Here is a 20,691-nt window from a genome sequence, read left to right on the forward strand (position 1 = left end):
CACGAGGCGGTTAGCCTTCGTTATGCAGCTCCAGACCTTCCACTTCGTTCTGACGCTGAATCGCTTTCGCATCGTCATTACGCAGTGACTGCAAATACTCGAGGTACTGCTGGTCGACATCTTTGGTGACGTAAACGCCGTTGAATACCGAGCACTCAAACTGTGCGATATCCGGGTTCTCTTCACGTACTGCTTCGATCAGATCATCGAGGTCCTGGAAGATCAGCGCGTCGGCTTTGATCAGCTGACGAATCTCTTCCACTTCACGACCATGCGCGATCAGTTCGGTAGCGCTTGGCATATCGATACCGTAGACGTTCGGGAAACGAATTTCCGGCGCGGCAGACGCCAGGTAAACACGTTTTGCACCGGCTTCGCGCGCCATTTCAATGATCTGCTCAGACGTGGTGCCACGCACGATGGAGTCGTCAACCAGCAGCACGTTCTTACCGCGGAACTCAGCACGGTTGGCGTTCAGTTTGCGGCGAATCGCGCTACGACGCATATGCTGGCCTGGCATGATAAAGGTGCGGCCCACATAGCGGTTTTTCACGAAGCCCTGACGATATGGCTTGTCGAGAATACGGGCGATTTCCAGCGCGGCATCAGTGGAGGTTTCCGGGATAGGAATCACCACATCGATATCCAGGTCTTCCCATTCGCGGGCAATTTTCTGACCGAGTTTGGTGCCCATACGCACACGTGCGCTGTAGACCGACACCTTATCAAGGAAGGAGTCTGGACGCGCAAAGTAGACGTATTCGAACAGGCAAGGGTTGGTTTTGGGATTCTCAGCACACTGGCGCGTGGAGAGTTGTCCCTGCTCGGTGATGTACACCGCTTCACCAGGCGCCACATCGCGGATGAACTCGAAGCCTAAAGTATCCAGTGCCACGCTTTCTGACGCCACCATATATTCGGTGCGACCATCAGCAATCACGCGTTTACCCAGCACTAATGGGCGAATCCCGTTTGGATCGCGGAACGCAACTAAACCATGGCCAATAATCATCGAAACCACTGCGTAAGCGCCGCGCACCTGTTGGTGCACTGCCGCTACCGCAGCAAAAATGTTGTCAGCTTCCAGCGGGTCATGCTGGAAACGGTCGAGCTCCTGCGCAAAGATGTTCAGCAGGATTTCAGAATCAGAGGTGGTGTTAACGTGACGGCGACCCACTTCGAACAGATGCTTACGCAGTTCGTGCGCGTTGGTCAGGTTGCCGTTGTGCGCCAGCGTGATGCCATACGGGGAGTTTACGTAGAAAGGCTGCGCTTCAGAAGCGCTGGAACTGCCCGCGGTTGGATAGCGAACATGGCCAATCCCGATATTACCCTGCAAACGCTGCATGTGGCGTGCTTCGAAGACATCGCTCACCAGGCCATTCGCTTTACGCAGACGGAAGCAGTTAAGCGCATCGATGGTACAAATGCCGGCGGCATCTTGCCCGCGGTGCTGTAGCACCGTTAACGCGTCATAGATCGACTGGTTTACTGGCATAAAACCGGTGATACCAACAATACCGCACATGTTGTCATTTCCTCATTGGCCGCACTCCCGGTGGCGTTACCGGGGTATAAAACTGGACGTGCTTTTCAGGTAATCGAAAAACCACCTGATGATGTAACTGAACTGGGGAATGAGTTGCGACTGTTGCCAGTCCGGGCTTTTGGAAAAGCCGGTGAATGTATCGAGGAAGAAGAGCATAGCGGAAACAATCAGCACGCCACGCAACGCCCCGAAACAGACCCCCAACACCCTGTCGGTTCCCGACAAGCCGGTTTTTTCCACCAGCGAGCCGATCACATAGTTCACGATGGCACCCACAATCAGAGTGGCAACGAATAACACCGCTATCGCGATGCCGTTGCGAACCAGTTCGTCGTCAAAACCTGTAAACCAGACTGCAAGGTAGGTGTAGTAATGACTGGCGACAAAAAACGCGCATCCCCAGGTAACGAGAGATAAGGCTTCCCGGACAAACCCACGAATCAGGCTGACCAGAGCCGAAAAACCAACTACCGCAATAATGACGTAATCAATCCAGATCATGAACGCTTCCAACCCAGTGCTTATGCACCCCTGCATCCAGTTCGGGGCGCATTCTAACAGAAAAAGAAAACGTTTGCGTAGGGTTTTCAGGTTCTGTATCCATAAAAAGGGCGATGAAAAAAACTTTCCTCGCCCTGAGTAAAATCAGCAATTTAACTAACTGATATAAAACAACTTTTCCACAACATTTTCGCTTAACCGCTTGTGCTATACCGCGCCTTTTACTGCTATCGGCGCGGCTTATCACAGCATTAACGCGTGCCGTACGGTTTCACCACGCCACCGAGCCCGGAGATGCTTTGTAACTCACTCAGCGAACTCTGCAGCTTCGCTTTTGAGGCATCCGGCCCCACATAAATGCGCGTGATTTGTCCCTGCACCGGCGTGGATGGCACGGTAAAGGCACGATATCCTGACAGACGCAGTTGCGCCACAATCTCACTGACCTTGGCCGCGTTCTTTAGCGCACCCAGCTGAACCACAAACGCCTGCCCCGCAGGAGCCGCTTCCGGTTCACTCTGTTTCGGTGTTTCGACCGCTTTTGGCTGCTCAACCGGTTTCGGTTGTTCTACCACTTTGGGCTTCGATTGTTCGACCGGTTTTGGCTTCGGCTGTTCAACCGGCTTAGGTTTGGGCTGCTCGACCACTTTTGGCTTCGGCTGCTCAACCGGCTTCGTCTGCTGATGCACCGGCGGCGGTGTCACCAGCGTAGGCTCGCTGTTCTGCACCGGTTGCGCATTGCCATTGCTGGCCGAGCTGCTGGCTTTACCGTTATCCGGGGTTTGCGCCGTGCTCGCCCCTTCCGGCGGCTGCGCCGGGAGCGGTTGCGTCACCGGCGGCACCATTTCGCTATCCTGCTGATCGTCCGGCTTTGGCACCAGCGGAATCGCCGCGAACTCTTCTTTGTAATGCTTTTTCTTGCCGTCGAGCAGCCCCGGCAGCACGATGACGCCAATCGCCACCAAAATGACTGTACCGACTAAGCGATTTTGAAACTTACTTGCCACTGCCATTCTCCGCTGACATCGATTCCATAACCTGTGCAACGGTGTGGAAAGAACCACACACCAGAATCACATCCTCAGGCGCAGCTTGCTGACGCGCGGCCTGCCATGCTGCATCGACGTTATCATACGCATTGCCACCTTCAAGGTGGGCGATCAGCTCATCGGCGGTGGCGCCACGCGGACCGTCAAGCGGTGCACAGAACCAGCGATCCACCTGCGGTGCCAGCGCGGCCAGCGTCCCCGCGATGTCCTTGTCATGCAACATGCCGACCACTGCATGCACTTTACCGCTTTTCGGCAACTCCACCAGACGTGAGCACAGATAATGCGCCGCATGCGGATTATGTGCCACATCGAGAATCACGCGCGGGCTTTCACTCACCGTCTGGAAGCGCCCGGGCAGAATCGCCAGAGGCAGGTGTTCGCGGATCACCGCTTCGCTGACGTTGAGTCCTGATGCGCGCAGCGCAGTGAGGGCGGTCGCCGCATTTGGCAACGGCACCTGCGGCAACGGCAGGTCGCACAGTTCACCGTGTGCATCCTGCAACGTCCAGCTGTTTTCCTGCTTCTGCCACTGCCAGTCACGGTTGATTTGCAGCAGCTGAGCGCCCTTCTCCGCCGCTACCTCAGCGATGGTGTGCGGCATATCGGCTTCACCGACGACTGCAGGTTTGCCACCACGGAACACGCCGGCTTTTTCCCGACCAATGCTTTCGCGATCCGGCCCCAGCCAATCGGTGTGATCGAGCGCGATGCTGGTGATCACCGCCACATCCGCATCCACGATGTTGGTGGCATCAAGACGTCCGCCAAGACCCACTTCGAGGATCACCACATCAAGATTGGCCTCACGGAACAGATTCAGTGCAGAGAGGGTGCCGAATTCAAAGTAGGTGAGTGAAATGTCACCGCGTCCAGCTTCAATACTGGCGAAACTGGCGCTGTGCAGCGCTTCATCCAGCTCGGAGCCCTGCACGCGCACGCGTTCGGTGTAGCGCACCAGATGCGGCGAGCTATACACGCCCACGCGATAGCCTGCGGCCATCAACAGCGTTTCCAGCGTGCGGCAGGTGGTGCCTTTGCCATTGGTACCGGCAACGGTGAAGATAAACGGAGCGGGTTTTAGCAGATCAAGGCGTGCGGCGACGCCTTGAATACGATCCAGACCCAATTCGATGGCCTGAGAATGCAGGTGTTCAAGATAATGAAGCCACGTGGCCAAAGGCGACGTGGCTTGAGGAAGCTGCAGAGTGTCCATGTGTCCCGTTTACTCATCTTACACATCGTCATTCAAGCCGCAGCGGCGTGGGCTGCACTCAATCACCCCCGATCCCTTAGTGGGTAAGCTGCCGGGGATTCATTCGTTTGCCGCCTTGCTGCAACTCGAATGACTGGGTGTTTACGGTTCATTGGTGAAAAGCGTTTAACCACCGCTTTTCGTTGCCTGTCAGGCCTCGTTGCTCTCTGGCACAGCCGTAGAAGGCTGATCACCATCCTGCAGCGGCGCTGGCAGGTTCATCATTTTCGCCAGCAGGCTGGCCAGCTTAAAGCGCATTTCCGGACGACGGATGATCATGTCGATCGCGCCTTTTTCGATCAGGAATTCACTGCGCTGGAAGCCCGGTGGCAGTTTTTCACGCACGGTCTGTTCGATAACGCGTGGACCGGCAAAGCCGATCAGCGCTTTCGGTTCAGCGACGTTCAAATCGCCCAGCATCGCGAAGCTGGCAGACACACCGCCCATGGTTGGGTCAGTCAGCACGGAGATGTACGGCAAGCCGCGCTCCTGCATTTTCGCCAGCGCTGCGCTGGTTTTTGCCATCTGCATCAGCGACTGTAACGCTTCCTGCATACGGGCACCGCCACTGGCAGAGAAGCAGATCAGCGGGCAGTTATCTTCCAGTGCCTGCTCAACGCCACGCACAAAGCGCGCGCCAACCACAGAGCCCATTGAGCCGCCCATAAAGGAAAACTCGAAAGCCACTGCCACCACTGGCATACCGTGCAGGGTGCCTTTCATGGCGATCAGAGCATCTTTCTCACCGGTGTCTTTCTGTGCGGCAACCAGACGATCTTTGTACTTCTTAGAATCGCGGAACTTGAGCAGATCCTTCGGTTCCAGCTCGCTGCCTAATTCAACCAGAGAACCTTCATCCAGCATGGTGTGCAAACGCTCACGGGCGTGCATGCGCATGTGGTGGTCGCACTTCGGGCAGACCTCAAGGTTACGCTCCAGTTCGGCGCGGTACAGCACCTGACCACAGCTATCGCATTTGGTCCAGACCCCTTCCGGGATACTGGCTTTGCGCGTTGGCGTGGTGGTGCTTTTATTCAGTATGCGTTCAATCCAGCTCATTGATGACCTTTCTGTTTAATGCTGACCTGGTCCAGTCTTCTTGTGACTGCTGAAATCACCTTCAGCAGGCCGTAAATGTCGCTCATTAAACCACAACCCGTTCACGCTGTGGATAAAAATCTGGTGACAGCCTTACTGTGGCTTCTGCTGACGTGCCTGACGGCGATGGCGCCATACTTCAATCACGCCTGGCAAAATTGAGACCACAATGATGCCAACAATCAGCAGTTTTAGGTTCTCCTGTACCACCGGCAAATCACCAAACAGGTAACCGGCATAGGAGAACAACAGCACCCACAGCAGTGCGCCCGTCACGTTGAAGAGCGCAAAGTGGCGATAAGACATGTGTCCCATCCCCGCCACAAAGGGGGCAAAGGTTCGCACGATTGGTACAAAGCGCGCAAGTATAATGGTTTTGCCACCGTGGCGATCGTAGAAGGCGTGGGTCTTATCCAGATAGCTGCGACGGAAAATTTTCGAGTTCGGATTGCTGAACAGCTTCTCACCGAACAACCGACCAATAGTGTAGTTCACCGCATCGCCGAGGATGGCAGCAATCACCAGCAGCGTGACCATTAAATGCACGTTGAGATCGTTACCTGGCAGTGCCGCCAGCGCGCCAGCAACAAAAAGTAACGAATCCCCAGGCAGGAACGGTGTGACCACCAGGCCGGTTTCGCAGAACAGGATCAGGAACAGAATGGCGTAAATCCAGACGCCGTACTGCGCCACCAGTTCGGCTAAATGCACATCAATATGGAGAATAAAGTCGATCAAAAAGTGGATGAATTCCATAATGTTCCGGCTCCCAAACATCCTTACTCATTTAAATTAATCTGCGAGGAACAACGGTCCCAACGCAGGCTGAGGTAACGCAAAGTGAGATGGGTAATCCACCGCCACCAAATACAACCCCTCGGCTTTAGCGGTCGCTGCCGCCAGAGTACGATCTTTTGCCGCCAGCAACTCAGCCATCCAGCTTTCCGGCTGGTTGCCGCAGCCAATTTCCATCAGGCTGCCGACAATATTGCGCACCATGTGGTGCACGAACGCGTTGGCTTTGATATCGACAATCACATAAGGTCCGTAACGTGTGACGTTAAGGTGCATCACGTTGCGCCACGGCGTGCGCGACTGGCACTGCACCGCACGGAACGAGGTAAAGTCGTTCTCGCCAATTAAACACTGACCGGCACGCTGCATTTTCTCGACATCCAGCGGATGATAAAAATGGGTGATGCCGTTGCCAAGAATCGCCGGTCGCAGCCGCTGATTGAAAATCACATAGCGGTAACGACGCGCGGTGGCGCTAAAGCGGGCATGAAATTCCTCCGGCACCGCTTTCACCCAACGTACCGCGATGTCATCCGGCAGGTTGGCATTGACGCCCAGCGTCCAGGCGCTGTCGGCGCGCTGCGAGGTGGTTTCGAAATGCACCACTTGCCCGGTACCGTGTACACCGGCATCCGTGCGTCCGGCGCAGAACACCACCACCGGGTGATTCGCCACTTTCGACAGCGCTTTTTCCAGCTTTTCCTGCACGCTGCGCACTTCGTTTTGCCGCTGCCAGCCGTAGTAACGGCTGCCGTCGTACTCAATGCCTAACGCCAGCTTAAATGTCGTTTCTTCAGACAACATTAATAGAAGTACTCCTGCACCAATTTCTCAGCGGTTTTTACCGCCATCAGTGCGCCGCCGAAGCGAACGTTGTCAGCCACGGACCAGAATTGCAGCAGCTCAGGGAGACCGTAATCATTACGCACATTGCCAATGCTCAGCGCATCATTGCCTGATGCATCGCTGACGGGCGTCGGATATTCACCGTCTTCACTGAGGTTGATGTCATCAGCACGCGCCAGTTCATCTCGCGCTTCTTCGGCTGACAGCGGACGTAAATTTTCGACATGCACAATCTGCGTGTTGCCGTAAAACACTGGCGCCTGCACGCTGCTGACGGCAATTGGCAAGCCTTCGTCCTGCAGCACTTTGCGCACCTGATCCACCAGACGACGTTCACTCTCCACGCTGCCATGGCTATCCGCTAACTGCGGCAACAGGTTGAACGCCAGTTGACGACCAAAATAGTGCTCATCTGCCGGTACACCATTCAGCAAACGTGCGCTTTCGCCCGCCAGGCCATCCACTGCCGCTTTACCGTGGCTGGAAACCGACATCAGATTGGTCACCTGCAAACGGCTTAACCCCGCAGTATCCACCAGCGGTTTGATAGCGCTTAACAGCTGGCTTACCAGCGCATCGGCCACCGTCACGATATTGCGATTGCGATAATCGGCCAGCACCTGCGGGTTCACATCAGGCACCACCAGCGGGACATCCGGCTCCAGCGCGAACAGATCGCTGCTGTCGATCACCAGGCAACCCTGGCTTGCGGCTTCATCCGCGTAACGCGCGGAAGCTTCACGTCCGGCAGCGAAAAACGCCAGCTGCGCCTGCGTCCAGTCAAATTCAGCCGCATCCTGCACGCGCAGGGTGCGACCATCAAAACGCACACTTTCACCGGCGCTGTTTTCGCTCGCCAGCAGATACAATTCACCAACCGGGAACTGGCGTTCTGCCAGCAATTCCAGTACAGCGTTCCCTACTGCGCCTGTTGCGCCCAATAGCGCAATATTCCAGCCGTCAGACATGTTGGTTTACTCCAGACAATGACATAAAAACAGAAGGCGGTGATGACACCGCCTGACATTTAAGACTTTTCCCGCGCGAAAACGCAGGGGATTGATTTAACTTTACAAACTGGCGCGGAAACCGAGCTTTTCCAGCATCGCGGCACTATCGGCATCATCACATTTCACCTGCAGTGACGACCATTCACGACGCTCTTCATACTGCTTGCGCAGGCGATCAAACTCGCCCGGTTTGGCAGCCACTTTTCGCAGTGGCGCATCGTCGCGGCGCACATCATACACCAGGTGCACCAGTCGTTTCAGCGTTGGCTGATCGAGCTTGCCGTGCAGCGTAATGGTGCCAAATTCCGGTGCAGGCAACAGAGTCTCCAGCGCGACCTGTTGCGGCTGGCCGATAAACGCGCACCAGGCTTCGAATACCTGAGTGGTGCCACGCGCCTTGCCTTCCAGCGTATAGCCCGCGATATGCGCGGTAGCGATATCCACTTTATCCAACAGATCGAGGTTCAGATCCGGCTCCGGTTCCCACACATCCAGCACCACGCTGAGATCGTCGCGCATTCTCAGCACTTCCAGAAGCGCAGTGTTATCGACGACTGGACCACGGCAGGCATTGATCAGGATGGTGTTGGGTTTGAGCGCCATCAGCAGAGCCATGTCGGCCAGATGCCAGCTTTTATAGGGGCCGTCTTTAAACAGCGGTGTGTGGAAGGTCAGAATATCGGCCTGTGCCACCAGTTCATCCAGCGAGTGAAACGTTTCCTGATCGCCACGATCTACACGCGGCGGATCACACAGCAGGGTTTTCACCCCCCAGGCTTCAAGGCGTTTTTGCAGACGACCGCCGACATTACCGACGCCGACAATACCCACGGTACGATCACGCAGTTCAAAACCATCGCGCTCGGCCAGCAGCAGTAAGGAGGAGAAGACATACTCCACCACCGCAATTGCGTTACAGCCGGGTGCCGCCGAGAAGGCAATGCCGGCGGCCGCCAGCGATGCATCATCGACATGGTCAGTGCCTGCTGTCGCGGTACCGACAAATTTCACTGGCGTACCGGCCAGCAGCGCCGCATTCACTTTAGTCACCGAGCGCACCATCAATCCGCTGGCATCCTGCAACTCTGCTTCGGGTAACGGACGTCCCGGTACGGCCAATACTTCACCGGTGCGACTGAAGAGTTCACGAGCGTAAGGCATGTTTTCATCGACGAGAATTTTCACTGCGGCGGTCCTGTCTGCTGAGGCGTTTTGAGGCGCGTATTCTTACATAAAGCTGGGGATTAACCTAACCGGCTGCGATAGCGATCCGGTGTAGTGCCGGCCTGCTGCTGGAACATCACAATCAGCGCCGACGACGAGCTATAACCCAGTTCGTGTGCAATGCCTTGCACGCTGCACCCCTGCTCCAGCAGCGCAATGGCACGCAAAAACCGTAAACGCTGCCGCCATTCGCTGAAAGACATCTTCAACTGCTGCTGACAACGTCGCGCCAGCGTACGCTCGGTGGTGAACACCCGCTTCGCCCATTGTGCCAGCGTGGTGTTATCGCCGGGATTTTCTTCCAGCGCGCGCAAAATAGGCGCGAGAAATTTGTCGTCCGACAAGGGCAAATAGCTGGTGTGCACCGGTGCCTGACGCAGACGATCAATCAAGACTTCACAGAGTCGCCAGTCCGCTTCCGTTTGAGGCTGCTCCAACTCACGCTGTGCAAAATCATTCATGATGGCGTGCACAATCGCATCAACGTGCAGTAAACAGGCATTGTCGGGCATCCCCGCACAGAGATCGGCGGCGAGATTGAAGGTGCGGAACTGGGCATGGCAATGGTTATAGCTGCTGTGGCGCTGTTCTGGCGGGATCCAGATCGGCATATCAGCGGGCGTTAATAACCGTTCCCCCTCCACTTCCATCTCCAGCACGTGGCTGGTGACGAAAATCACCTGCCCCCAGCGGTGCAGATGCGGCAGATATTCAGTTTTCGCGTTAGCCTGCTCGTAGCGCATAAAATAGCGCAGTAGCGGCGCATCAATCGGCGGCTGATACTCGATCTGTAAATTCATTCTGTCCGGTCACTAACGAATATTGTCCGATTTTAACTATCTGAATAAAACCGGTCAAATGTAAACTCTTCGCGATTAAACTCAGGAGTCGTACGATGAATTTACTGTTTCCGTTGATTGCGGTGATGATCTGGTCGATCAACACCATCGTCAGCAAACTCTCTGCCGGGAGCATCGATCCTGCCGCCATCTCCTTTTATCGCTGGCTGCTGGCGCTCATCGTGCTGGCCCCCTTCAGCCTGCCCGGCGTGTGGCGCCATCGCCATGCCGTGAAGGCCAATCTGTGGCGATTATTGATCCTCGGCCTGTTGGGCATGGTGCTTTATCAGAGTCTCGCCTACTATGCCGCCCACAGCGTGTCGGCGGTGATGATGGGTATATTGGGTGCCACGATTCCGTTACTGACCATTCTGCTCAGCCTGTTCGTTTTACGCCTTGCGCCGACGCGCGGTATTTTGATCGGCGGCCTGTTGTCCTTTGCCGGTTTAGTATGGTTGGTGAGTGAAGGGAATCCAGCTCAGTTGCTGAATCAGCGTCTGGGCAACGGCGAGTTGATGATGCTGGCGGCTTCCACCTCGTATGCGCTTTACGGTGTGCTGACCAAACGCTGGGCAATCCCTCTGCCGACCTGGCAGAGCCTGTACGTGCAGATTTTCTTTGGTGTGTTGCTGTTACTGCCTGGATTCTTGCGCGCACCGGACGTCACGCTGAACTTGCATAACATTCCGCTGGTGCTGTTTGCCGGGCTGTTCGCGTCCATTATCGCGCCGTTCTTGTGGATCCTTGGTGTGCAACGTCTCGGTGCCAGTACCACCACCATTTTTATGAATTTTGTGCCCGCGTTCACCGCCATCATTGCCGTGCTGTTCCTGCATGAGCAACTGCACGCCTATCACTGGATTGGCGGTGGCATGACGTTGGTGGGAGTGATTCTGGCGCAACGGTTGAAAACACCGCTGCGCAAGCCACGTGAACGTACCGTTCAGCTCAGCGAAAGCTGATGATGATGCGCAGCCCGCCCAGTTGCGGGCTGTGATCCAGCAGCAACTGCGCACCGTGCCAGGCACAGATATCTTTGACCAGCGCCAGCCCGATGCCCGCACCGGGCTGGCTGGCATTATCCAGGCGACCAAACGGCTGCAAAGCCTGATGCTGCTGTGCCGCGCTAATGCCCGGTCCGCTGTCCTCAATTTCCAGCTGTTTCTCCCGCAATCTCGCCGTGACGATCCCGCCCTCTGGCGTGTATTTAATCGCATTGTCCAGCAGGTTGGCACAGAGTTCGGCCAGTAATAAGCCATCGCCTTGCACCACACAGGGAATGTCGCCTTCAAATCCCAGATCGATGTGTTTGTGGCGCGCGCCGGCATAGCTGCTGAAACATGCCTGTTCCACAATTTCATTCAAACTGACCCGAGAAAAAGGCTTGTCCTCACCGTGCCGGGCTTTGATTTGCGCCAGCTGCAACAGCCGATCGGTAAGTTGCACCGTATCGTTGAGCGTATGGCGCATGCCGAGCAAACTTTCCCGCCACTGCGCAGGATCATCACTGTTGAGCGCAACGCCAACCTGTGTTTTTAAAATAGTGAGCGGTGTACGTAATTGGTGTGAAACGTCGGCACTAAAACGTTCCTGTCGTGCCAGCAAACCGCGCAGTCGTTCCAGATGTCGATTAAAGGCAATAATTAACGGCTGCAATTCCGACCAGGGCAATAGCGACGGCAAAGGCGTCAACTCACCTGGCGCACGTCGTAGCATGATGCGCGATAATCGGCGCAGCGGCCGCAACACTTTGCGTAATAACAGGCTGGCTAACAGCAGGGTAATCAACACCAGAAAGCTTTGACTGATCAACGCGGTGCGCAATAATCCTTCCGCAAACCCATGGCGAGAGTTCAGGGTTTCAGCCACCAGAACCAGCGCCATCCCCTCTACGCCCTGCTCGTTTACCGGTTGCCATAACGCCGCAATACGAATCGGCTGCTTACGATAGCTGCCATCGTAAAAGTGGACTAAAGCGGGATAGGCTTCAGAAAGCGGCGCATTGCGCGGTAAAGGGGGCAGATCGGGATAACCTGAAAGAGTTTTGCCTTGCGGTGATATCACCTGATAGAACAACTGGTCATTCATGTTGCGCTCAAAGCTGTCGAGTACCACCCAGGGCACATCCACCTCCAAATGGTTCTGTCGCACCACCAGCCTTTCTGCCACCGTGCGTGCCGAGGCGAGAAGTGAACGATCGTAAGCCTGATTCGCCGCCTGCAGCGCACTCTGGTAATGAGTATAAACCGACAACCCCCACAGCAACATCAACGGTGCGCCCAGCCACAACAGCAGTTCACCACGCAGCGAATGGCTCAGGCGCACGGCTGGCACTCCAGGCTGTATCCCAGTCCACGTAGCGTCACGATCGCGACATCGCTGCCCTGCAGCTTTTTCCGCACCCGATGCACATACAGCTCAATGCTTTCCAGGCTGGCTTCATCGGTTAAGGTAAAGGTCTGTTCATAAAGATGCTGGCGTGACACCGGACGTCCAGGGCGTTGCATCAAAGTCGAGAGCACGCTGGCTTCACGCGGGGTGAGCATCAACGGTTTATGATTCAGCAGAAAATAGCCTTCGCCGTCGCGTTCCAGTTGGCCCACAGTCTGCGATTGCGCAGTCTGCCCCTGGCTGCGACGCAACAACGCCCGCAGGCGCGCTTCCAGCTCATCCAGTTCAAAGGGTTTAGTGAGATAGTCGTCCGCGCCCGCATTGAGGCCCTGCACGCGCTGTTCCAGTGCACTTTTGGCCGTGAGCAGCAATACCGGCGTGGTTTGCCCACGCTTACGCAAACGCGCCAGCACCGCCAGACCATCCAGCCGTGGCAGTGATACATCCAGCACCACCAACGCATAGTCTTCGCTCTGCAACACGTGGTCTGCCGCCAGGCCATCCGCGACCCAATCCACGGCAAAACCTTTCTGTGTCAGCGCTTTTTGCAGCCAGCTGGCCAACTCAACCGTATCTTCCACCAGTAAGAGACGCATATCACATCCTGATACTTTTCCCGAGCACTGAAAGGTAAATGAAAGGTTACACCATTAACAATTCAGCAACGCCGAATGTTCGGCAGTTGTCACACTCTGGAAGCATGAATGGAGCGAATAATGAAAAAAATCTTACCCCTCGCCCTCGCCTCAACCCTCGTGGCCTTGTCGATATCCTCTGTGCTGGCGGAAGCGCCAGACCGGACAGAATGTATCGCCCCCGCCAAACCCGGCGGTGGATTTGATCTGACCTGTAAGTTGATTCAGGTTTCCATGCAAGAAACCGGCGAAATCAGTAAACCAATGCGCGTGACCTATATGCCCGGCGGTGTGGGAGCGGTGGCTTACAACGCCATCATTGCTCAGCGCCCCGCCGAAGCAGGCACGCTGGTGGCCTTCTCCGGCGGTTCGTTGCTCAATCTCTCTCAGGGCAAGTTTGGCCGCTATTCAGAAAGTGACGTGAAGTGGCTGGCTGCCGTCGGCACCGATTATGGCATCGTCGCGGTACGCAATGACGCCCCATGGAAAAACCTCGGTGAACTGATGGAAGCCATGAAGAGCGATCCCACCAAAGTGGTGGTCGGCGCAGGTGCTTCGATCGGTAGTCAGGACTGGATGAAAACCGCCCTGCTGGCTCGTGAAGCGGGCATCGACCCACGCAAGATGCGCTATGTCGCGTTTGAGGGCGGTGGCGAGCCGGTAACGGCTCTGCTTGGCAACCATATTCAGGTGGTCTCCGGGGATATGAGCGAGATGGTGCCACATTTGCAAGCCGGCAAGTTGCGCGTGCTGGCAGTGATGTCTGACAAACGCTTACCGGGTGAACTGGCGAGTGTGCCGACCGCCAAAGAGCAAGGCTATAACGTCGAGTGGCCGATTATTCGCGGTTATTACCTTGGTCCAAAAGTGACTGACGCGGAATATCAGTGGTGGGAAGACGCGTTCAAAAAATTGGTGACCACCAAAGAGTTTCAGCAACAGCGAGATATGCGCGGACTGTTTGAGTTCAACATGTTCGGCAGCGAGCTGGATGCCTACGTGAAAAAACAGGTGGCTGATTATCGCGAAAAAGCCAAATCCTTTGGCCTGGCCAAATAACGGAGTCGATGATGAGCGATCGTATCTTCGCCGGTATCTGGCTGCTGCTGTGCATTGCCGGGCTGTTTATTGCCTGGCAAATCCAGAGTGAATACAGCTATGAACCGGTCGGCCCACGCCCTTTCCCGATGCTGCTGCTAGGATTAATGGCGATTTGCGCCGTGATGATGTTACTGCGCAAACCCGATCTGGTGCAGTGGCCTTCCGCCACCACCCTGAAAAAGTTAGTGCTGATGTGCGTCATGCTGATGGTATATGGCTGGCTGTTTGAGCGTCTGGGTTTTGCTGCATGCACCACGCTGCTGACCTTTGGCATTGGGCTGTTGTTTGGCGCGCGCTGGTGGGCGGCTGCGGTGTCCGGAGTGGTGATGGGCATCGCACTGTTTTATGCCTTTGACCGCCTGCTCGATGTCACCTTGCCTGTCGGCAGCTGGTTCAATTAACAGGAGTCTCACATGGATACCTGGTCTTTTCTGATGCAAGGGTTTGCCGTCGCGATGACGCCGGAAAACCTGATGATCGCACTCATCGGCTGCTTTATTGGCACCATTGTTGGCCTACTGCCCGGACTCGGGCCGATTAACGGTGTCGCGATCCTGATGCCGCTGGCGTTTGCTCTGCACTTACCTGCCGAGTCCGCGCTGATCCTGCTTGCTACGGTCTACATCGGTTGCGAGTACGGTGGTCGTATCTCCTCTATTTTGCTTAACGTGCCAGGCGATGCCGGGGCGATCATGACCGCGCTGGATGGCTACCCGATGGCGCAACAGGGCAAAGCTGGCGTGGCCCTGTCGATCTCAGCAGTGAGTTCATTTATTGGATCCACTATCGCGATTCTCGGCATTATTCTCTTTGCCCCTATATTGGCCAACTGGTCACTGGCCTTTGGTCCGGCGGAGTATTTCGCGCTGATGGTGTTTGCGATTGCCTGTCTGGGCAGCATGATGAGCCACAATCCGTTGAAATCGTTTTTAGCCGCGCTGATCGGTTTGGGTATGGCCACCGTTGGCGTCGATGCCAATACCGGCGTCTATCGTTTCACCTTCGACAGCGTGCACCTCTCCGACGGTATCCAGTTTGTGGTCGTGGTGATCGGGCTGTTTTCTGTCAGTGAAATACTGCTGATGCTGGAATCCACCAGCAGCGGGCAGAAAGTGGTTCGCGCCAGTGGCCGCATGATGTTCAACATGAAAGAAGCGGCGCAGGCAACCGGTGCCACCTTACGTTCCTCCTTTATCGGCTTCTTTGTTGGCGTACTGCCCGGCGCCGGTGCCACCATCGCCAGTGCCATCGCTTATATGAGCGAGAAAAAAATCAGCGGCAGCGACCAGTTTGGTAAAGGGGATATTCGCGGCGTGGCGGCACCTGAAGCGGCCAACAACGCCTCGGCTTGTGGCTCCTTTATTCCGATGCTGACGCTGGGTATTCCGGGCTCCGGCACCACGGCGGTGATGGTCGGTGCGCTGACGCTGTACAACATCACACCCGGCCCGGCGATGTTTACCGAACAGCCGGATATCGTCTGGGGTCTGATTGCAGCATTGCTGATTGGCAACGTCATGCTGCTGATCATGAACATCCCGATGATCAACATCTTCGCCCGCATGCTGACCATCCCGCTGTGGTTCCTGGTACCCGCCATCGCCGCGATCTCTGCAGTGGGCGTTTACGCCGTGCACAGTACCACTTTTGATCTGTTGCTGATGGTCGGACTGGGTATCTTTGGCTATATCTTGCGTAAAATGGATTTCCCGATGTCGCCGCTGATTCTGGGCTTCGTACTGGGAGAGATGTTGGAGCAAAACCTGCGCCGCGCGCTCTCCATCAGTAACGGCAACCTGCCGATTCTATGGGAAAGCCTGATCTGCAAAGTGTTGCTGGTGTTGGCGATCGCTGTCCTGATCGTGCCGCCACTGTGGAAACGCTGGCGTCGTAAGCGTCTCAAACTGGCTGAAGCTGAATAAATCCAGAACTGACGCGATTTCCCCTCACTGCCCCCGTGGATTTCCCGGGGGCTTTTGCTATCATATGGCCTCTTTTTTCCGGCGCACCCGGATCTGACCTCGTTTTTCAAGGATTCCGCCATGCAACCTCTCAGCGGTCCCGGTGTGCCCGCGGGCGATCGTACAACGCTCACTAACGCGACTGGCCCCACTCGTCCTGGCGGACCGGCGGGCGAACAGCCACTCTCCCCTGCCCAGCGCACCACGCTGGAACGTCTGATTGTGCGCATCATGTCACTCAGCACCTTGAAAGCTCCGGAATTGTGGGCTGGCGTACGCCATGAAGTGGGCGTAAAGAATGATGCTGAGCTGCAATCGCGTCATTTTCCTGCCGCTGAGCAACATCTGAATGGTCGTTTAACCCAGGTACAGAACAGCCTTGCCACGCGTCAGCTGTTGCAGCAGCTGCTGGAAAAGCTGCCGCAGGGCAATAATCGCCAGGCGGTGAGTGACTTTATCCGTCAGCAATTTAACCAAACGGTGCTGAGTGCGCTGTCGCAAGACCAGTTACATCAGGTGCTGACCATGCTGCAAAATGGGCAGATGGCGATCCCGCAGCCGCAGCAAACGCGCGCGTCCGATCGCACGCTGCTGCCAGCTGAACAGCAATCGCTGAATCAACAGGTTACGCGTCTCGCGGCCACGACCGGCGAATCACCGGTCAAGCTGCTGTCTGAAGCGCTGAAACTGGTCAATCTGAAGAGTGGCGATCCAATTCCCTCTCGCCACTTCCCGCTGCTGACACAATATTTGCAGGTACGTCAGACATTGGGTCAACACAGCGCACCGACCTTACAAATGCTGGAAACTTCGCTGAAGCAGCCGCTGACGCATGACGAGCAACGCCTGCTGGAGGATTACAGCCAGCAGCGCTTCCAGGCCACGCCACAAACGGTACTGACGCCCGCGCAAACCCAGGATCTCCTCAACTTGCTGTTTAGCCGCCGCGTCGAGAAAACGCTGGAGCAGCCGCACGCCGCCAGTGATTTACGTCCGCAGCCGATCTGGTCGCCGTGGATTGAGATTTTGCCGCGTCCGCTGGCACAGCGCCCGGCACTGACATTGATTCTGGGCCTGGCACTGTTCTTCTTTTTACTCTGGCTGTTCCTGTAATTTAGCAGCCACAGTGCGCGCCGGGTGCGGCCTGTGGCCACTCGCCCGGCGACGTTCCCCACGTTAACGGATGCCCATCACGCTTCCAGAAATCCAGTCCACCTATCAACTCTTTGACCTGAAACCCTAGCGAAGCCAGTTTCCATGCCGCTTTAGTCGAACCGTTGCAGCCAATGCCATCGCAATAAGTGATGTAGATCTTGCTGCGATCCAGTTGCGCGGTGGAGTCGGCGTTCATGGTGCGATGCGGAAACGAAATCGCCCCGGTGATGTGTCCCGCCTGATAGACATCAGTGGATCGCGCATCAACCACCACTATCGCATTGACGCCTTGCGCCAGATCCTCTGCCAAATCCCAGGCATCGGTGTAGTAACTCAGTTTGTGCTGCAGATACGCCATGCTTTCCTGAGGATCCGCGGGCGGGAAGAGTAAGACTGATGACATCGCATTCTCCTTGTGTAATTTTCCCTGAGTTTACGGCAAAGTGGTCTGCAATTTGATACCACTTTCGCCACAGCGATAAGACCACAATGCGCCACTCTTTTTTAGCCCTGTTTAATCACACGTCATCCGGCGGCTTACGTGAACGTTTATGCCATACGCTACGCCAGGCCATAACCCGCGGCCATTTGCACCATCAACAACGCTTACCCTCCAGCCGTCAGTTAGCCGAGGATTTGTCGCTGTCGCGAGTGACAGTGGAAGCCGCTTATGCGCAGCTTGAGAGTGAAGGCTATCTGGAGAGGCGGGCGGGTCGGGGTACTTTTGTATCGATTGCAATGCCTGCACGGGCGGCGACCACACCCGCACATAACTCACCTCGTTTCTCACGGCGTGGTGAGCAAATATTAGCAACCGGTGGCTGCCAGGATCCGCCGTTCCCCCATGCGTTTGCCGCCGGTTCGCCTGAATTACGCGCTTTCCCGCATACCCAATGGCGCCGGATCAGTAACAGCGTGCAGCGCTCGCTGGGCAGCCAGGTGATGGGTTATGGCGATCCACTAGGCTTTATGCCGCTTCGTGAGGCGGTGGCGGATTATCTGGCGTTATCACGCGGGGTGCGCTGTGCTGCCGGGCAAGTCGTTATCCTAACCAGTTCACAGCAGGCCCTGCAGTTACTGGCGCTGATGTTGCTGGATGCCAATGATGAAGTGTGGCTTGAAGAGCCAGGCTATCCCGGCGCGCGTAACGCTTTCCTCGCTGCGGGTGCACACTGCCGTGCGATGCCGTTGGATAGCGAAGGCGCGATGCCGCTTGAAGGAGACGCGAGACTGGTTTATCTGACGCCGGGACATCACTATCCCACCGGTACCGCGATGAGCCTTGCCCGCCGCCTGCAGTGGCTCGACTGGGCGCACCAGCAGCAAAGCTGGTTAATTGAGGATGATTACGACAGTGAGTTTCACTATGACGATCGCCCGCTTCCCGCCTTACAGGGATTGGAGGATAACAGCCGGGTTATCTGCCTTGGCACTTTTTCCAAAACGCTCTTCCCTTCCCTGCGGCTGGCGTGGATGGTCGTGCCGCCAGCACTGGTAGATGCCATGGGTCGCGCACGTAGCATTCTGGATGGGCACAGCGCGCTGTTGCCACAAGCGATTACCGCTGAGTTCCTCCAACAAGGCCATTTTGCCAGCCACCTGCGGCTGATGCGCCAGCTTTACCACAGCCGCCGTAATCGTTTGCTGGAGCAGATCAACACGCGCCTGCAGCCGTGGTTGACGCCGCTGCAGACGTCTGGCGGGCTACAGCTGACGGTAGCATTGCATCAGGGTGAGGAAGCACAGCTCACGCAACAGGCCAGGGAAATCGGTCTGCTGTTGCCACGTCTGTCGCCGTTGTACAGCAACAGTCAGCCGCAATCGGGCTGGCTGCTGGGCTTTGCCGCGCTGACGCCGGGTGAGATTGTCAGCGCCTGCGATAAGCTGGTTACGCTGTTGTCGCGCTACGCGCAAACGACCAGGTGACGAGAATGCCCAGGGCTGCGCAGCAGGCACCCGCAAGGTAGACCGAGCCATAACCCAACGCCGTGGCGAGCAGGCCGGTCAGTGGGCCGCTGGCACCGTAAGCGATATCCTGGAAAGCAGAGAAACCGCCCAGCGCCGTGCCACGAATTTGCGGCGAGACACGTTTGATCACCTCGACGCCGAGCGCCGGGAAAATCAGTGAACAGCCGCAACCGGTGAGCGCGGCGCCAATCAGCGCCATCCAGCCAGAGCTTGCACACGCCAGCACCAGCAAACCGGCAGTTTCCACCAGCAGCGAGATCATTGCGACGCGGACGCCACCGTGACGATCCGGCAGGCCGCCAAAGAAAACACGCACTAATACAAAAGCACAGCCAAATGCGGTCAGGGCAAAACCGGCATTGCCCCAGTTTTCTGCGGCAAAATAGAGCGAGGTAAAGGTGCCGATAACGGCGAAGCCGGTGCCCTGTAACGCCAGCGCCATGCCGGGTTGGAAGATAGTTTTCACCACGCTGAACAATGAGGGACGTTCACCACCCACCACCGGCACTTTACTGACCCAGCTATTGATCGCCAGCGAGAGCAGTGGCAACAGCAGCGCGACAGCACCGAGTGCTGCGAATCCGCCATGTTGATTGATCAACAAACCCAGCGGTGCGCCCGCCGCCAGCGATCCATAAATCGCCATACCGTTCCACGACATCACCAGGCCGGATCGTTTGCTTCCCACCAACCCCATGCCCCAGGTCAGATTGCCGGTGAGCAGCAAGCTTTCACCAAATCCCAGCAATAAGCGCCCCACCGCCAGCAAACCAAATTTTGCCCACGGCGAAACGGGCAACAACGCCGCGGCCAGATACGCCACACCCACCAGCGCGATGGCGATCATACCGTGTTGGGTGGTGAGCTTGGCACCGTGCTGATCGGCTCGGCGTCCGGCGAAGCTGCGCGTCAGCAGCGTGGCGAAGAACTGAATCCCTACCGCCACACCCACCATCAGGTTGCTCATGCCCAATTCCTGATGCACGTACAGTGGGATAACCGGGAGCGCCAGCCCTGCGGTTAAGTAAGTGAGAAACACCGCAAAGGATATGCAACCCAAAGGCAGCACAGATTGCGTCTGCGTATCAGCAGCCGTGGTCATGGTGGTATGAACTCCTTGTTCAGAGCGTGCACGACAGGCAAAACCAACATACGTTCGCACCCTGTATTCAGGCGAAAACGGGTTGTTTGGTTCATACTGTGCGTAAACGATTATTTTGTTTCAGGCAAGATGTGAAGAGTGTAGGCAAGCTGCGGGAGAATTGTCAAAAACAACAGGGGCCGGATAAACCGGCCCCTGGAAAACGGTGATCA

At 56.3% G+C, this 20,691-nt stretch carries 20 protein-coding genes; 6 read left to right on the forward strand and 14 right to left on the reverse strand.

The features are described from left to right. Positions 1 to 10: 10 nt before the first annotated feature. The 10 genes from purF to AC6I8L_RS13470 all read right to left on the reverse strand — a co-directional run bounded on the left by purF (position 11) and on the right by AC6I8L_RS13470 (position 10,127). Positions 11 to 1,528, reverse strand: a complete 1,518-nt coding sequence (gene purF / locus AC6I8L_RS13425; protein ID WP_058962339.1) for an amidophosphoribosyltransferase — start codon at positions 1,526 to 1,528, stop codon at positions 11 to 13. A 36-nt stretch (positions 1,529 to 1,564) separates the two neighbouring features. After that, positions 1,565 to 2,050: a colicin V production protein gene (gene cvpA, locus AC6I8L_RS13430; protein WP_034825265.1), complete on the reverse strand. Its 486-nt coding sequence runs from the start codon at positions 2,048 to 2,050 to the stop codon at positions 1,565 to 1,567. Between the two features lie 251 nt (positions 2,051 to 2,301). Further along, on the reverse strand, positions 2,302 to 3,057 hold the full coding sequence (gene dedD / locus AC6I8L_RS13435; protein WP_058962351.1) for a cell division protein DedD: 756 nt from the start codon (positions 3,055 to 3,057) through the stop codon (positions 2,302 to 2,304). After that, a complete protein-coding gene (gene folC / locus AC6I8L_RS13440) occupies positions 3,047 to 4,315 on the reverse strand; it encodes a bifunctional tetrahydrofolate synthase/dihydrofolate synthase (protein ID WP_058962340.1) in 1,269 nt (422 codons plus the stop codon). Before folC ends, dedD begins: the two co-directional genes overlap by 11 nt. A 189-nt stretch (positions 4,316 to 4,504) precedes the next feature. Then, on the reverse strand, positions 4,505 to 5,413 hold the full coding sequence (accD, locus tag AC6I8L_RS13445) for an acetyl-CoA carboxylase, carboxyltransferase subunit beta (protein WP_034825118.1): 909 nt from the start codon (positions 5,411 to 5,413) through the stop codon (positions 4,505 to 4,507). A gap of 132 nt (positions 5,414 to 5,545) precedes the next feature. Then, complete coding sequence (locus AC6I8L_RS13450) at positions 5,546 to 6,208, reverse strand: DedA family protein (protein ID WP_034825120.1); 663 nt, start codon at positions 6,206 to 6,208, stop codon at positions 5,546 to 5,548. Positions 6,209 to 6,244: 36 nt separating this feature from the next. Continuing rightward, on the reverse strand, positions 6,245 to 7,051 hold the full coding sequence (gene truA / locus AC6I8L_RS13455; RefSeq protein WP_097116567.1) for a tRNA pseudouridine(38-40) synthase TruA: 807 nt from the start codon (positions 7,049 to 7,051) through the stop codon (positions 6,245 to 6,247). Continuing rightward, a complete protein-coding gene (locus tag AC6I8L_RS13460) occupies positions 7,051 to 8,061 on the reverse strand; it encodes an aspartate-semialdehyde dehydrogenase (RefSeq protein WP_058962341.1) in 1,011 nt (336 codons plus the stop codon). Before AC6I8L_RS13460 ends, truA begins: the two co-directional genes overlap by 1 nt. A gap of 102 nt (positions 8,062 to 8,163) precedes the next feature. Continuing rightward, positions 8,164 to 9,288, reverse strand: a complete 1,125-nt coding sequence (pdxB, locus tag AC6I8L_RS13465; RefSeq protein ID WP_058962342.1) for a 4-phosphoerythronate dehydrogenase PdxB — start codon at positions 9,286 to 9,288, stop codon at positions 8,164 to 8,166. 59 nt (positions 9,289 to 9,347) lie between these two features. Further along, entirely contained in the window at positions 9,348 to 10,127 is a 780-nt protein-coding gene (locus AC6I8L_RS13470) for an AraC family transcriptional regulator (RefSeq protein ID WP_058962343.1), read from the reverse strand. A 95-nt stretch (positions 10,128 to 10,222) separates the two neighbouring features. Here AC6I8L_RS13470 and AC6I8L_RS13475 point away from each other — a divergent pair, with 95 nt between their 5' ends. Then, positions 10,223 to 11,128 (forward strand): DMT family transporter, encoded by a 906-nt coding sequence (locus tag AC6I8L_RS13475; RefSeq protein WP_058962344.1) that lies wholly within the window; start codon positions 10,223 to 10,225, stop codon positions 11,126 to 11,128. Here the strand turns inward: AC6I8L_RS13475 and AC6I8L_RS13480 are convergent. Together AC6I8L_RS13480 and tctD are read right to left on the reverse strand one after the other, a co-directional pair. Further along, entirely contained in the window at positions 11,115 to 12,491 is a 1,377-nt protein-coding gene (locus tag AC6I8L_RS13480) for a sensor histidine kinase (RefSeq protein ID WP_058962345.1), read from the reverse strand. The genes AC6I8L_RS13475 and AC6I8L_RS13480 overlap by 14 nt on opposite strands. Then, on the reverse strand, positions 12,482 to 13,153 hold the full coding sequence (tctD, locus tag AC6I8L_RS13485; protein ID WP_058962346.1) for a transcriptional regulator TctD: 672 nt from the start codon (positions 13,151 to 13,153) through the stop codon (positions 12,482 to 12,484). Before tctD ends, AC6I8L_RS13480 begins: the two co-directional genes overlap by 10 nt. 120 nt (positions 13,154 to 13,273) lie before the next feature. On the opposite strand from tctD, the gene AC6I8L_RS13490 reads away from it, so the two are divergent. From AC6I8L_RS13490 to flk, 4 genes are all read left to right on the forward strand, one after another. Beyond that, positions 13,274 to 14,251, forward strand: coding sequence for a Bug family tripartite tricarboxylate transporter substrate binding protein (locus AC6I8L_RS13490; RefSeq protein WP_058962347.1), 978 nt, complete (start codon positions 13,274 to 13,276; stop codon positions 14,249 to 14,251). An 11-nt stretch (positions 14,252 to 14,262) separates the two neighbouring features. Then, on the forward strand, positions 14,263 to 14,694 hold the full coding sequence (locus AC6I8L_RS13495; RefSeq protein ID WP_058962348.1) for a tripartite tricarboxylate transporter TctB family protein: 432 nt from the start codon (positions 14,263 to 14,265) through the stop codon (positions 14,692 to 14,694). Positions 14,695 to 14,706: 12 nt separating this feature from the next. Next, positions 14,707 to 16,215 carry a tripartite tricarboxylate transporter permease gene (locus tag AC6I8L_RS13500; RefSeq protein ID WP_034825138.1) on the forward strand — a complete coding sequence of 503 codons (1,509 nt, stop codon included), beginning with the start codon at positions 14,707 to 14,709 and terminating at the stop codon, positions 16,213 to 16,215. Positions 16,216 to 16,335: 120 nt separating this feature from the next. Continuing rightward, positions 16,336 to 17,367, forward strand: a complete 1,032-nt coding sequence (flk, locus tag AC6I8L_RS13505; RefSeq protein ID WP_058959022.1) for a flagella biosynthesis regulator Flk — start codon at positions 16,336 to 16,338, stop codon at positions 17,365 to 17,367. A 1-nt stretch (position 17,368) separates the two neighbouring features. On the opposite strand, the gene AC6I8L_RS13510 is transcribed toward flk, so the two are convergent. After that, complete coding sequence (locus AC6I8L_RS13510; RefSeq protein WP_058959023.1) at positions 17,369 to 17,812, reverse strand: rhodanese-like domain-containing protein; 444 nt, start codon at positions 17,810 to 17,812, stop codon at positions 17,369 to 17,371. An 86-nt stretch (positions 17,813 to 17,898) separates the two neighbouring features. Here AC6I8L_RS13510 and pdxR point away from each other — a divergent pair, with 86 nt between their 5' ends. Further along, positions 17,899 to 19,335 carry a MocR-like pyridoxine biosynthesis transcription factor PdxR gene (pdxR, locus tag AC6I8L_RS13515; RefSeq protein ID WP_058959024.1) on the forward strand — a complete coding sequence of 479 codons (1,437 nt, stop codon included), beginning with the start codon at positions 17,899 to 17,901 and terminating at the stop codon, positions 19,333 to 19,335. Here pdxR and AC6I8L_RS13520 read toward each other — a convergent pair. Continuing rightward, positions 19,298 to 20,479: an MFS transporter gene (locus AC6I8L_RS13520; RefSeq protein WP_058959025.1), complete on the reverse strand. Its 1,182-nt coding sequence runs from the start codon at positions 20,477 to 20,479 to the stop codon at positions 19,298 to 19,300. The two genes, pdxR and AC6I8L_RS13520, sit on opposite strands and share 38 nt — an antisense overlap. Between the last annotated feature and the right edge of the window lie 212 nt (positions 20,480 to 20,691).

The organism is Type-E symbiont of Plautia stali (assembly GCF_059731115.1).